Source organism: Ralstonia chuxiongensis (genome assembly GCF_024158925.1).
Lineage (GTDB): Bacteria > Pseudomonadota > Gammaproteobacteria > Burkholderiales > Burkholderiaceae > Ralstonia > Ralstonia chuxiongensis.
The window spans coordinates 195,448-209,341 of record NZ_JAMYWC010000003.1 but is presented as its reverse complement, the minus strand read 5'-3'; the positions used below and the strand labels follow the sequence as shown (position 1 = coordinate 209,341).

15 protein-coding genes are annotated in these 13,894 nt (G+C 63.9%); 8 read left to right on the top strand and 7 right to left on the bottom strand.

The window, feature by feature from the left end; genetic code table 11:
- Positions 1-8: 8 nt before the first annotated feature.
- The 3 genes from NKG59_RS10190 (at position 9) to NKG59_RS10180 (ending at position 1,637) form a co-directional block, all read left to right on the top strand.
- Positions 9-674 (top strand): DsbA family protein, encoded by a 666-nt coding sequence (locus tag NKG59_RS10190; RefSeq protein ID WP_253536620.1) that lies wholly within the window; start codon positions 9-11, stop codon positions 672-674.
- Positions 675-754: 80 nt separating this feature from the next.
- Positions 755-1,171, top strand: coding sequence for a bacteriohemerythrin (locus NKG59_RS10185; protein ID WP_232042248.1), 417 nt, complete (start codon positions 755-757; stop codon positions 1,169-1,171).
- Between the two features lie 97 nt (positions 1,172-1,268).
- A complete protein-coding gene (locus NKG59_RS10180) occupies positions 1,269-1,637 on the top strand; it encodes a thioredoxin family protein (RefSeq protein WP_253536619.1) in 369 nt (122 codons plus the stop codon).
- Here the strand turns inward: NKG59_RS10180 and tcdA are convergent.
- The gene (tcdA, locus tag NKG59_RS10175) at positions 1,605-2,510 is read right to left on the bottom strand and encodes a tRNA cyclic N6-threonylcarbamoyladenosine(37) synthase TcdA (protein ID WP_253536618.1); all 906 of its coding nucleotides are present in this window, start codon (positions 2,508-2,510) and stop codon (positions 1,605-1,607) included. The genes NKG59_RS10180 and tcdA overlap by 33 nt on opposite strands.
- An 81-nt stretch (positions 2,511-2,591) precedes the next feature.
- Here tcdA and NKG59_RS10170 point away from each other — a divergent pair, with 81 nt between their 5' ends.
- Positions 2,592-4,877, top strand: a complete 2,286-nt coding sequence (locus NKG59_RS10170) for an AsmA family protein (RefSeq protein ID WP_253536617.1) — start codon at positions 2,592-2,594, stop codon at positions 4,875-4,877.
- A 22-nt stretch (positions 4,878-4,899) separates the two neighbouring features.
- Here the strand turns inward: NKG59_RS10170 and NKG59_RS10165 are convergent, their stop codons facing one another.
- Genes NKG59_RS10165 through NKG59_RS10155 form a run of 3 tightly spaced genes read right to left on the bottom strand, consistent with a single transcriptional unit; the run spans position 4,900 to position 8,280 of the window.
- On the bottom strand, positions 4,900-6,183 hold the full coding sequence (locus NKG59_RS10165) for a cytochrome c (RefSeq protein ID WP_253536616.1): 1,284 nt from the start codon (positions 6,181-6,183) through the stop codon (positions 4,900-4,902).
- Between the two features lies 1 nt (position 6,184).
- The gene (locus NKG59_RS10160; RefSeq protein WP_253536615.1) at positions 6,185-7,795 is read right to left on the bottom strand and encodes a GMC family oxidoreductase; all 1,611 of its coding nucleotides are present in this window, start codon (positions 7,793-7,795) and stop codon (positions 6,185-6,187) included.
- Positions 7,795-8,280, bottom strand: coding sequence for a sugar dehydrogenase complex small subunit (locus NKG59_RS10155; protein ID WP_045204559.1), 486 nt, complete (start codon positions 8,278-8,280; stop codon positions 7,795-7,797). The genes NKG59_RS10160 and NKG59_RS10155 overlap by 1 nt, the downstream gene beginning before the upstream one ends.
- A gap of 203 nt (positions 8,281-8,483) precedes the next feature.
- On the opposite strand from NKG59_RS10155, the gene pdxH reads away from it, so the two are divergent.
- The 3 genes from pdxH (at position 8,484) to NKG59_RS10140 (ending at position 11,629) form a co-directional block, all read left to right on the top strand.
- Positions 8,484-9,122, top strand: coding sequence for a pyridoxamine 5'-phosphate oxidase (gene pdxH, locus NKG59_RS10150; protein WP_045204560.1), 639 nt, complete (start codon positions 8,484-8,486; stop codon positions 9,120-9,122).
- Between the two features lie 196 nt (positions 9,123-9,318).
- The gene (locus tag NKG59_RS10145; protein WP_253536614.1) at positions 9,319-10,539 is read left to right on the top strand and encodes an SAM-dependent methyltransferase; all 1,221 of its coding nucleotides are present in this window, start codon (positions 9,319-9,321) and stop codon (positions 10,537-10,539) included.
- A gap of 4 nt (positions 10,540-10,543) precedes the next feature.
- On the top strand, positions 10,544-11,629 hold the full coding sequence (locus tag NKG59_RS10140) for a DUF72 domain-containing protein (RefSeq protein WP_253536613.1): 1,086 nt from the start codon (positions 10,544-10,546) through the stop codon (positions 11,627-11,629).
- A gap of 15 nt (positions 11,630-11,644) precedes the next feature.
- Here NKG59_RS10140 and msrA read toward each other — a convergent pair whose 3' ends face one another.
- On the bottom strand, positions 11,645-12,205 hold the full coding sequence (msrA, locus tag NKG59_RS10135) for a peptide-methionine (S)-S-oxide reductase MsrA (RefSeq protein WP_253536612.1): 561 nt from the start codon (positions 12,203-12,205) through the stop codon (positions 11,645-11,647).
- Positions 12,206-12,386: 181 nt separating this feature from the next.
- Here msrA and NKG59_RS10130 point away from each other — a divergent pair, with 181 nt between their 5' ends.
- Entirely contained in the window at positions 12,387-12,965 is a 579-nt protein-coding gene (locus NKG59_RS10130; protein ID WP_253537475.1) for a flavin reductase family protein, read from the top strand.
- 13 nt (positions 12,966-12,978) lie between these two features.
- Here the strand turns inward: NKG59_RS10130 and NKG59_RS10125 are convergent, their stop codons facing one another.
- Positions 12,979-13,185 carry a DUF3079 domain-containing protein gene (locus NKG59_RS10125; protein ID WP_024976333.1) on the bottom strand — a complete coding sequence of 69 codons (207 nt, stop codon included), beginning with the start codon at positions 13,183-13,185 and terminating at the stop codon, positions 12,979-12,981.
- Between the two features lie 89 nt (positions 13,186-13,274).
- Positions 13,275-13,802, bottom strand: coding sequence for an Lrp/AsnC family transcriptional regulator (locus NKG59_RS10120; RefSeq protein ID WP_024976334.1), 528 nt, complete (start codon positions 13,800-13,802; stop codon positions 13,275-13,277).
- Between the last annotated feature and the right edge of the window lie 92 nt (positions 13,803-13,894).

Sequence of the window (13,894 nt, the reverse complement as noted above, 5' to 3'; positions counted from 1 at the left end):
GAGCCGCCATGCGACTGATCTATGTAGCCGATCCGATGTGTTCGTGGTGCTACGGCTTCGGCCCGCAGTTGGCTGACCTGCGCAAGCGGCTGGCCGATACCCTTGGCGCGCCGGTGCCCGTGACGCTCATCACCGGCGGCCTGCGCCCCGGCCAGCGCGAGCCGATGGCAGCGGACAAGCGCGACGAAATCCTCCACCACTGGCATGCCGTGGCCGAACGCAGCGGCATGCCGTTCGACCAGTCGCCCGAGGTAGCCATGCGCCGCGATGGATTCGTCTACGACACCGAACCCGCCTGCCGCGCCGTCGTCATGGCACGCGAGCACTGGGCCGAGGAAGACGAACGCGTGCTCACCGTCTTCCATGCCATCCAGCACGCCTTCTATGCCGAAGGCCGCGACACCACACAAGCCGACGTGCTGCGCGACGTTGCACTCGCCAATGGCGTCGGGGCGGCACACTTCGATGCCGTGTTCGACACGGATGCGCTGCGCGACGAAACGCGCGAAGACTTCCGACTATCGCGCCGCTGGGGCATCACTGGCTTTCCCAGCCTGCTGGCCGAGCAAGGCGGCACGCTGTATCAGATCGGGCGTGGCTATGCGCCGTCGGTGGCGCTATACACACGGGCGGTAGAAGTGCTGCAGCAGCATCCCGCGCCCGACGCCAGCTAACTCGTTTGCCCCGCGTCAAACTGGGGCAAGGTGGCCGTCGCTTAAGCTGACCGCCTTGCCCATCCAATTCCTCATCTGCCATGCCCGTGATCGAATGGTCCGAGGCGCTCCAACTCGGAGACGCCGCCACCGACGCCAACCACGCCGAATTCTGCGCGCTGCTCAACGCCATTGCAGATGCCTCGGACGCCGAGTTCATTCCCGCGCTCGACGCCTTCATCGACCACACCGAGCACCATTTCGGTGAAGAAAACGCGTGGATGGACGCCGCCGACTTCCCCCCGCGCCACTGCCATCGCGGTGAGCACGACAATGTGCTGGCGCTGTGCCGCGAAGTGCGCAAGCGCGCCGCTGCCGGCGAAATGGACTTGGGCCGCCGTCTGGTAGCGGAATTGCCCGCCTGGTTTGCCCAGCATGTCGACGTGATGGACCGCATGATGACGACGTACCTGGCGCAAGTGGGCAACACCGTGCGCAACATCGAGCACGTCGACTGAACGCGGGTTGTCGACCGGCGGTCTGCTGCCTAGAGTCAAAGTGGCCCTGCCCGCTGGCCTTCGTTGCGCGGGCGTCCACTCCACGCTGGGAGCGCCCATGAAGATCGTCAACGATGCCTCGTTTCAATCCGATGTGATCGATGCCTCGCAACGCAACCCGGTGGTGGTGTGCTTTGCCGCAGAGTGGAGCCACCCGAGCCAGTCGGCCGTGGCCAGCCTCGAACAAATGGAGTCGAGCTACGCCGGACGCGCCACATTCGTCACCATGGATTTCGACGAGAACCAGCACACCGCCGATCGATACGGCGTGTCGGTCATGCCTGGTTTTGTGGTCTTTGCCGACAGCCAGCCGCGCGACGGGTGGTCGGGCGTGTATGCCGACACCATCCGCGAGAAGCTGGATCAGGTCATCCCTCGATCAAGCAGCACGCCGTCAAACGCCGGCGATCGCACGCAGCGCCGTTGACGCGGCCACCATCCCGAACACCGCCGTCACGCATACGGACGAGCCAAAGCCCGCGCATGCAAGGCCTTGCGGCCCCTGTTGCGCAGGCTGCGGAGCCGGCGGCGCATTAACCACGGCAATGTCCCCAGCCGCTGCAAGCTCGTCGATGCCGGCGTGACTGGACTCGACCGGCAACTCGACGTCGCACGCCTGCTGCTCGGGTTCTGGGTAGCGCAGCGGCTCATCCGAGAAGACTGCGTCGATACCGAAGCGTGACTTCGGGTTTTTCGGAAAGCCATGCTGGCGGCGCAGGTTGCCGCGCACCTTGGCGAGCAGCGGGTCTTGAATCGTGCGCGAGAGGTCTGTCACGCGAATGCGCGTCGGGTCCAGTTGCCCGCCGGCGGCGCCGCACGTCACGACGCGTTTGCCGGTACGTTTGCAGAACGCGATGATGGCCGTCTTCACCTTCACCGCATCGATCGCGTCGATTACGTAATCGAACGGGTGGCCGAGCAATGCCTCGACGTTCTCGACCGTCACGAAATCATCAATGCGGCTGATCTCGGCGCGCGGATTGATCTGCAGGATGCGCTCGGCCATCGCGTCGACCTTGGCCATGCCATACGCATCGCCCAGCGCGTGAATCTGGCGGTTGGTGTTGGACACCGCGATGTGATCGAGGTCGATCAGCGTGAACTTGCCGACACCGCAGCGCGCCACCGCCTCGGCAACCCAAGACCCCACACCGCCGATGCCGATCACGCACACGTGCGCCGCCGCAAAACGCTCAAGCGCCTGCGGACCGTACAACCGGGCAACACCGCCAAACCGGCGTGCGTATTCATCATCGAGGATGGGCGGGTGCGCTGGCGCGCTGATTGCTACTTGGCTCATGACACAATTGAATCGTGGTTGCGCCGAACTATATATCAAGGTGCGCAGTCGCATTTTTGTGCCAATACCAACAAAAAGACGATGCGTACATCCGGCAAACTCGCCCTCGGACTGGTCATCACACCCGTCGTCATCGTGGCAGCGGCGGTCATCTTTGTGCTGACGTTCGACTGGAACCGCGCCAAGCCCTATCTGAATGATCGCGTCTCGCAAGCCATCGGGCGCCCCTTCGCCATCAACGGCGATCTGATGCTCACGTGGAAGAAGCCCGAGGGCGAATCCGGCTGGCGTGCGTATGTACCCTGGCCGCGATTGATCGCCAACGACATCACCGTCGGAAACCCGGATTGGGCCAAGCAGCCGAACGTGGCCACCATCCATCAGCTCACGTTTGTGCTGGAGGCGCTGCCGCTGCTGGCGCATCGCATCGTCATCCCGAGCGTGACGCTGGACACGCCGGCCATCGCGCTCGAACGCGACAAGCAGAACCGCAACAACTGGACGTTCGATCTGGCGGGCAGCGAGGACGACAACAAGAAGCCGTCGGACTGGAAACTGGACCTGCGCGAGATCGCCTTCAGCAAGGGCTCGCTGGCGTTGGACGATGACGTCAAGCGCATTCACCTGACTGCGGCCATCGACACCGTCGACAACCAGTCGCTGTACACCGCCGCTAACGGCACGGCCATGAAGAGTGCGGACCAGCCCGCCACGGCACCGACGGCGTCCGGCGCGGCAGCATCCGATACCACGGCACAGACGCCGACGGTGGCCGATCCGCAGCAGCCTTACGGCATCGCGTGGACGGTCAAGGGAACCTACAACAACGCCACCATCAAGGGCAGCGGCAAGGCCGGCGGCGTGCTGCGCCTGCAGGATGCAAAACGGCCCTACCCGCTGCAGGCCGACGTGACGGTCGGTAAGACGCGTATCGACCTGGCAGGCACGCTCACCAACCCCGCCAGCCTGACGGCCATCGACTTACGCCTGCACCTGTCGGGCGCAAGCATGGCGCAGTTGTATCCGCTGACCGGCGTGGTGCTGCCGGATACACCGCCTTTCGACACCCGCGGCCGGCTGATCGGCGAACTTCGCAAGCAAGGCTCGACGTGGCGCTACGAAAAATTCACGGGCCGCGTGGGCGGTTCAGATTTGGGCGGCACGCTTACCTTTGCGATGCGCCAGCCGCGTCCGCAATTGACGGGCGAACTGGTCTCACATCAATTGCTGTTCGCTGACCTCGCGCCAATCATCGGCGCCGACTCGAACGCCAGCAAGGCCAAGCGCGCCGATCCGAGCGCCGACCCAGGTGACAGCAAAACCGTGCGGCAGCCCCCCGACAAGGTGCTCCCGGTCGAGCCCTTCCGCACCGATCGCTGGAACGCGATCGATGCCGACGTGAAGTTCACCGGCGAGCGCATCGTCCACACAGCAGATCTGCCGATCAACCACCTCGTTACGCACGTCAGGCTGCAGGACGCGGCGCTCACGCTCGACCCGCTCAATTTCGGCATTGCGGGCGGCACGCTTTCCTCCAACATCCAGCTCGACGGACACGCCACGCCCATGCAGGCACGCGCTGCGCTGGCGGCACGGCACTTCAAGATCAAGCAACTGTTCCCGAAGATCGAATCGGTGCGCGCCAGTGTGGGTGAGATCAACGGCGATGCGCGTCTCTCGGCCACGGGCAATTCGGTGGCGGCTCTGCTCGGCTCATCGAATGGCGAGGTGAAGCTCTTGGTCGAGCAAGGCACCATCAGCAAGTTCATCCTGGAAGCCATGGGGCTGAACGTCGGCAACGTGATCCTCACCAAGCTCTTTGGCGACAAGCAGGTCACCATCAACTGCGCGGCTGGCGACTTTGCCGTAAGCAATGGCTTAGCGCAGGCGCGCACGTTTGTGGTAGATACGCAGGATGCCGTCATCGACGTGACCGGCGCGACGAGCTTCAAGCAGGAGGCGCTGGACTTCACCATCCACCCGGATTCGAAGGGGCTGCGCGTGTTTTCGCTGCGCACACCGCTGTATGTGAAGGGCACATACAAGCATCCGGATGTGTCGATCAATCCGGCAGTCGTGGCGCTACGGGCAGGCGGCGCAGTGGCCCTGGCGTTGACGGCGCCGGTGGCGGCGGTACTGCCAGTGCTTGAGCTCAAACCCGCACCCGAAAGCGCTTGCGGCAAGCTGCTCGCCGATGTGCGCCAGCGCCCGACTGCGCCGCCGCCGGGCAAGACGTATCACAGCAAGAACCCGGGCCGCACGCCGGAAGGCGATTTGAAATCGACGCAGCCCGGCTCGAGCAAGACCGCCGCGCCCCAGCGTCCCGCAGCACCCACGTCGCGTGACCCGCTTACGACCGGCGGCTAACCCGCCGCCGGCACCATCGCCGCTACTTCGCTGAACGCCGCTTTGCGATCGCTTCTGCCGTTACCGCCGGTGTGGCCGGATCGCCAAACTGGCGCGTGACGTAGTTCGTCAGCGCGGCGAGCTGTTCATTGGACAACTGACGCCCGAAGGCCGGCATGCCGATGTGCTTGTCGCCGGCCTTGCGTTCAATGCCGAACAACATCACCTGCACGAGGTTGGTTGTGTCCCGCGTGCCGACCGCTGAGTTGTGCAGCAGCGGCGGGTAATAGCCGTCGGGCGTGCCACGTCCATCGGCCTGGTGACACGTGGCGCAATTGCCAAGGTACAGACGCGCAGCATCAATCGTGGTTTCGATGGGCCTGCCTCGCAGCGCCGTCACATCGGTGGCGGGCTTGCCCCAATCCTGCCGTGCGCGTTCAAGGTTGTTGCTTACCGCTGGCACGGTGCGCAGGTATTCGGCGATGGACTGGACGTCCTGCATCGTCATCCGCGAAAAGCTGTGCTGCACCGCTTCGCCCATCGGCCCTGCGGCTTGTGCCACGCCGGGGACGCTGCCGGTGCGCAGATATTGGACGAGCTGCTCAGGTTTCCACGCGCCGATGCCGCTCGTTGGGTCCGACGTGATGTTGAATGCCGTCCAGCCCGCGAGGGTTGAGCCGGACAGATAACCGCTGCCGCGCTCGTCCAGCGCCTTCTCCTGCATGGCGAAGCCGCGCGGCGTATGGCACGTGCCGCAATGCGCGAGGCCTTGCGTAAGGTACGCACCGCGATTCCACGTCGGCGACTTGTCACCCTTCGGGGTGTACGGCTCGCTCTTGAGGAAAACGAGGTTCCACAGCTTGAGCGGCCAGCGCATGTTCAGCGGCCAGCGAATCGTGCTCGGTGGCGGATCGTTCTGCACGGCCGTCACGCCGTTGTGGAAATACGCATAGAGATCGCGCATGTCCGAATCGTTGATCTTCGCGTACGACGGATACGGCATGGCCGGATACAGATTGTCGCCGGCATCGTCCACGCCTTTTCGCACGGCGCGCTCGAATTCTTCGTAGGTCCATTTGCCGATGCCGGTCTTCTCATCGGGCGTGATGTTGCTGCTGTAAATGGTGCCTAGCATCGGAATCTGCATCGGCAAGCCGCCGGCAAAGGGCTTGCCGCCGGGCGCCGTATGGCAGGCCGCGCAGTCCGCCGCAATCGCGAGGTATTCACCGCGTTTGATCTGCGCGGCGTCAGCCGGTGTGTCTTTCGCCCAGGCATTCGCCACGAGGCCGGCCAGCAAAAGCATCGAGAAAGAAGCGGTCGATTTCATCTCACGCCTCCTTCTTCAGTTGGTCGGCAATGCGCAGCGCCAGCGCCGCGATGGTCAGCGTCACGTTGACGGTGCCCACGGTCGGCATGGTGGAACTGCTGCTGATGAACAGGTTCGGGTGGTCAAACGTCCGGCAATCCTTGTCGACCACGGAGTCTTTCGGATCGGCACCCATGATGGTCGCGCCGGTGATGTGGTTGTTGGGCGCAAAGTCGTCGTGGAATTCGACATCGGTGCCGCCCATCACCTGCGCTGCCGTCGCGTAGACCTCTCGCGTATGGACCGCGCTGCGTTTGACGTAGTCGTCAATGTGGTACGTGATTTCGGGGCGCGGAATGCCGATGGCATCCACTTCCGTCGCACTCGGCACGATGCGGTTCTCGGGCAGCGGGAGAATCTCGTGAAAGCTGTCGAACTGCACGTAGCGCGCAGCCTGGTCGCGGATGCGCGCATCCAGGTCGGCGGGCTTGATGAGCTTGCCTTCCTTGAAGATGCGCTGCGTCTCCTGCTCGATGCGCGAGATATTCGACAGGTGCAGTTTCTTGCCAGCCTGCGTGGCGCGGAAAGGCCCATCTCGAAAGCCGATCAGCGACGTCATCTCCTGCGGCCCGCGCCCCGGCCATAGCTTGCGGTCGGCATAGAAGCTCACGCCGGTGCCGGGGTGGTCCATCAGGTTGCGGCCCACCATATCGGAGCTGTTGCCCACGCCCTTTGGAAAATCCTGGCTCGTCGACATCAGCATCAGCTTGGGCGTTTCGATGCCATTGGCGGCCAGCACGAACCACTTGCCTTCCACGCGGTGCTCGGCACCTTTCGAGTCTTTGTAGCGCGCGGCCACGATGCGCTTGTTGGGACCGACTTCGAGCTTGAAAACCACGGCGTTTTCGATCAGCCGCGCGCCGGCCTGCTCGGCTTTCTCCACATGAAAAATGCCGTTGTACATCGCGCCGATCGGGCAGATCGGCATGCAGTTGTTGTTGCCACAGCAGGTCGGGCGGCCGTCGTACGGGCGGCTGTTGCGCGCCACGGGTTCGGTCACCACGTGGAAGCTCGCGTCGTGCGCATTGAGCGCTTCCTTGATCGTGCGTTCATTGAACGAGAGCGGGAGCGGCGCCATCGGATAAGGCTGGCTACGCGGCGAGCCCAAATCTTCGTCGTTCGGCCCCCATACGCCCAGCGCCTCTTCGGCCAAGCCGTAATAGCGCTCCAGATCCTGATACTGGATCGGCCAGTCGCGCGCGATGCCGTACACGCTGCGCAGCTTGAAATCATTTGGCAAAAAGCGCCACGTCGATGCAGCCCAGTGCCACGTCGTGCCGCCCACCGCCCGGATGTACTGCGAGTTGAACTGATGCTCGCCCTTGAGCACGAGGTAGTTGTTGGGCGGCCCGTATTCAGGGTGCGGTGCCCAGGGCGTGGATGGATACGGCGCCATAAAATCCATCTTGTCGGCCTGGTTGCGGAAGCGCTCAACGATCTCCCAGCGCGGCAGGCGCGGACCCGCTTCGAGCATCAGCACCGACTTGCCCGCACGCGCCAGCTCGTACGCCACAAGCGCCCCGGCCACGCCGGAGCCCACCACCACGATATCGGCTTGTTGGGTATCGGCCATCAGGCTTGCCTCTCGACGGGGGGCTCGGCCCAGAAGCCGGGCTGGTTGGGGCAATACGTGCGGATGACCAGCGTGTCGGAGACCACGCTATACATCAGCGCCTGCTCGTACGTGACGACATTGCCGTCGACCACGCCCAGGTACCACGCTTCCAGAATCTGCAGCGCGGTCTTCTGCTGCGCATCGGAAAGCGAGCCCGCCGCCAATGCCTGCGCCAGTGGCCGCAATTGCGCGGCAAAGTCGGCGCTGGATTTGCCCAGCGCCGCCAGCAACCGCGTGCCGACGCCGCGATCCAGCGCCGGCCGCGCCGTCAGCGCCTGTGACAACGCCATGAACGCATCCAGCGATTCAGTCGGGGCCTGGGCGATCGCACGCAGCGCCTGCGAGCCCGCCAGCCCGGCCGCAGCCAATGCCAGCGTGCCTTGCAGCCACTGGCGGCGCGTCAGGCCGGCGGCGGTGTCGGGAAAATGGGAACGGGGGGCCATTTCGACATCCTGTTGAAATTTTTGTGGGGAACATGGCAGGCGGCGCAGCCTGACGCCCTTGACTAGCCAATATAGGCGGCGCGGGACAGATCGCCAGCACCCCGCCCCAAGCGCAAACCGTGCCAGCCCTTGCGCGCGAGCAAAGGACGACGGGCCGCGTTTGTCTATACTCGGCCCGTTCGCATGCTGCTTCCACCACGCTCATGACCTCCATTGCCGATATCCGCACCGATTACGCCCGCGCTTCGCTCGACATCGCCGACGTCGACACCAACCCCCTGCGCCAGTTCCGCCGCTGGTTCGACGAGGCCCTGAAGTCCGAGGTGGCTGAAGTCAACGCCATGACGCTCGCCACGGTGGACCCGCAGGGCCAGCCCTCCGCCCGCATCGTGCTGCTCAAGAACCTGGACGAACGCGGCTTCACCTTCTTCACCAACTACGCCAGCCACAAGGGCGAAGAACTGGCCGCCAACCCGCGCGCCGCGCTGCTGTTCCATTGGATTGGGCTGGAGCGGCAAGTGCGTGTCCAGGGCATCGTCGAAAAAGTGAGCGACGCCGAGAGCGACGCCTATTACCATTCGCGCCCGCTGGGCTCGCGGTTGGGGGCGTGGGCGTCGGAGCAGAGCAGCGAAGTGCCCGACCGCACCACGCTGGAGGCCCGCGAAGCCGAATATCGCGCACGCTTTGGCGACGCTCCGCCGCGCCCGCCGCACTGGGGCGGCTACCGTCTGCTGCCGGAGCAGCTGGAATTCTGGCAGGGCCGCCCATCACGCTTGCACGACCGGCTGGAGTACCGGAAACAGGCGGACGGCAGCTGGACGATCGTCCGCCTCGCCCCGTAGCCGGGCGAGCAGATGCGCAACACGTTATTGCGCATCGCGTCATACCGGCACGGCGCTTGCTGCGGATGATTGGCTCGGCACGCGCCCGCTAAGACCCGCACAGCACAATGGGAAAGTTTGTCGTAAGCTAATGTGATCCGTTCGGGCTGCAATCCGATGGCCGCCTCGAACACCTGCACATCAGGGAGGCGTCGACATGTTTTTCCAACAGGCGATTGACCGCAAACTCGAACAGTGGATCCGGGACATCCGCGAGTCTGCCGACCTTCCTTTACGCCTGCGGTTATGGAACGGTGACCAATACGAACTGGGCCGCTTCGAGCAGCCCCGCGTCACGCTCACCGTGCGCGAAGCGAGCGCTCTGCCGCTGCTGCTGTCCCCCACGCTCAACAACCTTGGCGAGGCGTACGTTCAGGAGAAGATCGATCTGGACGGCAAGCTGGCCGACATCATCAACGTGAGCTACAGCCTGGCTTCTGCGGCTGCGGTCAGCAGTGGAAACGCGCTGGCCCGCGTGGTGCGCCACTTCGCCCACACGAAGGAAGGCGACAAGGAAGCGATCCAGTATCACTACGACGTTTCCAACGATTTCTACAAGCTGTGGCTGGACCAGAACATGGTCTACTCCTGCGCCTACTTCGAAAATGGCGATGAAACGCTCGACGAGGCGCAGCTCAAGAAGATCGACCACATCCTCACCAAGATCCGCTTGCAGCCCGGGCAAACGCTGCTCGATATCGGCTGCGGCTGGGGCGCGCTGGTGCTGCGTGCCGCGCAGAAGTACGGCGCGCGCTGCCTGGGCGTGACGCTGTCGCAAAACCAGTACGAGCTTGCCACCGAACGCGTGCGGGCGGCCGGCTTGCAAGACCAGATCGAAATCCGCATCCAGGACTACCGCGACCTCACCGGCCAGTTTGATCGCATCACGAGCGTCGGCATGTTCGAGCACGTCGGCCGAAAGAACCTGCCCGGGTATTTCCGCCGCATACACGATCTGCTGGCCGACGGCGGCGTCGCCATGAACCACGGCATCACGTCTTCTGACACGGCCGGCGGCGAAAGCTCGTTGGGCGGCGGCGATTTCATCGATCGCTACGTCTTTCCGCAAGGTGAACTACCGCACATCTCGCTGGCGTTGAGCGCCGCGCAGGATGGCGGCCTGGAGGCGCTTGACGTTGAAAGCCTGCGCCGCCACTATGCGCGCACGCTCGAGCACTGGGCCGAGCGTTTCGAGACCAACGGCGAGACCATCCGCGCGATGGTGGGCGAGAAAAAATACCGTATCTGGCGCGTTTACCTGGCCGGCTGCGCGCACGCTTTCGACGCAGACGAAATCTCGATCTTCCAGACCGTGCTGCAGAAGGCCGGCAAGTCGGCGACGTCGATCCCGTGGTCGCGCCGCTATATTTACGCGTAACCATTTGACCGCCAGTTCCCCCATCGACGATCTGTTCGGCGCGCCGCCCGTACCCAGCGACAGCGCGGCCGCCGAACCAGACAAGTCCGCTCCGAAAACCAAACGTTCCCCCACCCGCCAGGGCGTTCTGCCAGCCGCGGTCGCACCCGAAGTGGCCGAACTCGCGCAACGCTTGCCGCGCGGCCTGCGCATTGGCACTTCGTCGTGGTCGTATCCGGGGTGGGACGGGCTGGTGTATGCGGGCGAATATTCCGAATCCATACTCGCGCGCAAGGGCCTGGCGGCTTACGCCCAGCACCCGCTGCTGCGCACGGTCAGCATCGATCGCGGTTTCTATTCGCCGATTCCGCTGGCGGACTACGTCGCCTATGCGGCCAGCGTGCCGGAAGATTTCCGCTTTGCAGTCAAGGCAACTTCCGCCGTATGCGATGCGTGGATTCGGGAATCGGACGGGCGCGGGCGCATGGCCAATCCCGCCTTCCTGAATGCTGAATTTGCGATTCGCGATTTTGTTGAGCCTGCCACCCGCGGGCTCGGGACGCGATGCGGGCCGCTGGTGTTTCAGCTTTCGCCGCTGGGCGCGCTGGCCGAAGATGCCACTGGCTTTGTAGAGCGGCTCGAGGCTTTCCTGACCGCCCTGCCGCCGCTCGATCCGCAACTCAATCCCGATGCCGTCTACGCGGTGGAATTGCGCGACGCCACGCTGCTCACGCCACGCTTGATCAAGATGCTGCGCGCCGCTGGCGTGCGTTATTGCGTCGGCCTGCATGAGCGGATGCCAGCGGTGGACCGGCAAGCCGCCGCCGTCGCGTTGCTGGATGAGGGCGCGGGCGGCCCGCTGGTGGTGCGCTGGAACCTGAATAGCCGCTATCGCTACGCGCAAGCCGAAGCGGCGTACAAACCGTTCAACAAGCTCGTCGATGAAGACCCGTTCTCGCGCGAGACGTTGGCCGACATGGCGGTTGCCGCGCTGGCGGCCGGGCGCAAGGTGACGATCCTGGTCAGCAACAAGGCGGAAGGATCGTCCCCGTTGTCGTGTATCAAACTGGCCGAGGCCATTGCCGCGCGCCTACCGGTGGACGCAGCTTAGCCTCGGCGCCATCTCCTAACCCTGCAAGCGGTGCGCAAACTGCTTGCGGAATTTCGCCACCTTGGGCGAGATCACGAACGCGCAGTAGCCTTGCGCCGGGTGGTCGCGGAAGTAGTTCTGGTGCTCGTCTTCCGCGCGCCAGAAGGTCACCTTGCCGTCAGCGGCATCCACCAGTTCCGTCACGATGGGCGCTTCAAAAATATCGCTGGCGCCGAGTTCGGCAATGACCGTGCGCGCCGTCGCCAATTGCTCGGGCGTTTGCGCAAAGATGGCTGAACGGTATTGCGGACCGACATCGTTGCCCTGGCGATCCACGGTGGTTGGGTCATGAATGGCGAAGAAAATGTCGAGAATCTCGCGATACGGAATCACGGCCGGATCGAACTTCACGGCCACCACTTCGGCATGACCAGTGTTGCCGTTGCATACGGCACGGTAGCTCGGGCGATCGACATGGCCGCCGGCATAGCCGGACACCACGCTTTGCACGCCTTGCACCTGCTGGAACACGGCCTCCAGGCACCAGAAGCAGCCTCCGCCCAGAATGGCGGTCTCAAGGGCGCGTTGTTCAGTCATTCGGATTCTCCTGCGGTTGATTAGGCTGCCATTGGTCGGCCGAAGACACTAATCCTGACACAGGCACCGTCTTGTGATCGCAGGACCACGCAAAGCCCTACCCTGACGCGGCCTATCGGGCGTCCGTTACAATTGAGTATTACTTTCGGTAGTTTTCATGGACCAACACGGAGCCATTCCCATGGATGCGCGCGCCCCGGAATCTTCCGCGCGCGAGGCGTCGTCACATCGACGCCCACATGGCCGCGCCACCCCGCCCGATTTTGACGCCGCGCACTTCCGGCGAGCGCTCTCTCAGTTTGCTACTGGGGTGACGGTGGTTACCACGCGCTCGGAAGGCCGACCGGGCACGCCGGCGTTCGTAGGCGTAACGGCCAGCTCGTTCAATTCGGTGTCGCTGGATCCACCGCTGGTGCTGTGGAGCCTGGGCACGCAGGCCAATTCGTTTCCGCTATTCCACGCCGGCTCGCACTACGTCATCAATATCCTGGCGGCCGAGCAGTTGGACCTGTGCAAGCGCTTCGCCACGCTCAAAGGCGACCGCTTTGCCAACATCGACTATCGCCTGAGCCCAACTGGCCTGCCGATCCTCGCGCAATCGCTGGCGTGGTTCGAGTGCCATAACCGCAGCCGATATGACGAGGGCGACCACGTCATCTTCGTGGGTGAAGTCGAGCGCTGCGGCGTGATCGACGCGGATGGCGCACCGCTGGTGTTCCATCGCGGCGCGTTCTCGTCGCTCACGCGCATCGGCGACTGACAAGCCGGTAACGTCACGTGGAAGTGGCTGCCTTCTGCGGCGCTTCCGCCTCGATGCCCCAATCCCCGAATTCATACCAATCGTCGCCGAGCAACTCGGCCGGGTGCTGCGTGCGGCCCGAGCCGTTGCCGCAGCCCAGGGCGTCGGTGGAGCAATACTTGTCGCAGCCCCAGCAGATGCGCTCAGGGTGCACAGGATGCAGCGGAAACTTCTTGGCCATGGCCCGCTCCGGTCGACAACACAGGGGCCACTATCTGCGCATGCTTGCAGTAGGGGATTGATTCTCGTCAGAAACTCCTGCGCTAGCGTCTACTTTGCCTTCCCTCGCTTGCTCGCCGCCCCGCCCTCCAGCGGGCGCACGCCACGCGCTTCCATCAGCAGCGCAAGGCCGCCATCGCGGTCCTTGATGGTACGCAGGACGATATTGGAGCGGATGTCCATCACGCCGGGCGTCTTGTACAGCCGCTCGATGATGAACTCCGAGTAGTGCTGCAGGTTTGGCGCCTGCACGCGCAGGATGTAGTTGCAATCCCCGGTGATGATGTAAGCGGCCACGATCTCGGGCCAACTCTGCACCGCAGCCATGAACGTCTCGTGCCAGCCCGTCACGTCCTGACGCATCGACACCTGCACGATGGCTTCGAGTTCCAGCCCGAGTGCCGCGCGCCCCAGCTGCGCCCGATAGCCGGTGATGGCACCACCCTCTTCCAGCATCCGCACACGCCGCAGGCAAGCGGACGGCGACAGCGCCACGCGCTCGGCCAAGTCTTGGTTACTGATGCGGCCGTCTTCCTGCAATACCTGCAGAATGCGCAGATCGGTGGTATCGAGTTGCATCTGTCGTCGTTCTTTGCGTGATTTCTTGTATATGTTGAATTTTATGCGAATTCAACGAGATAGCACGCACGATTATGCACACCCATTGCGCG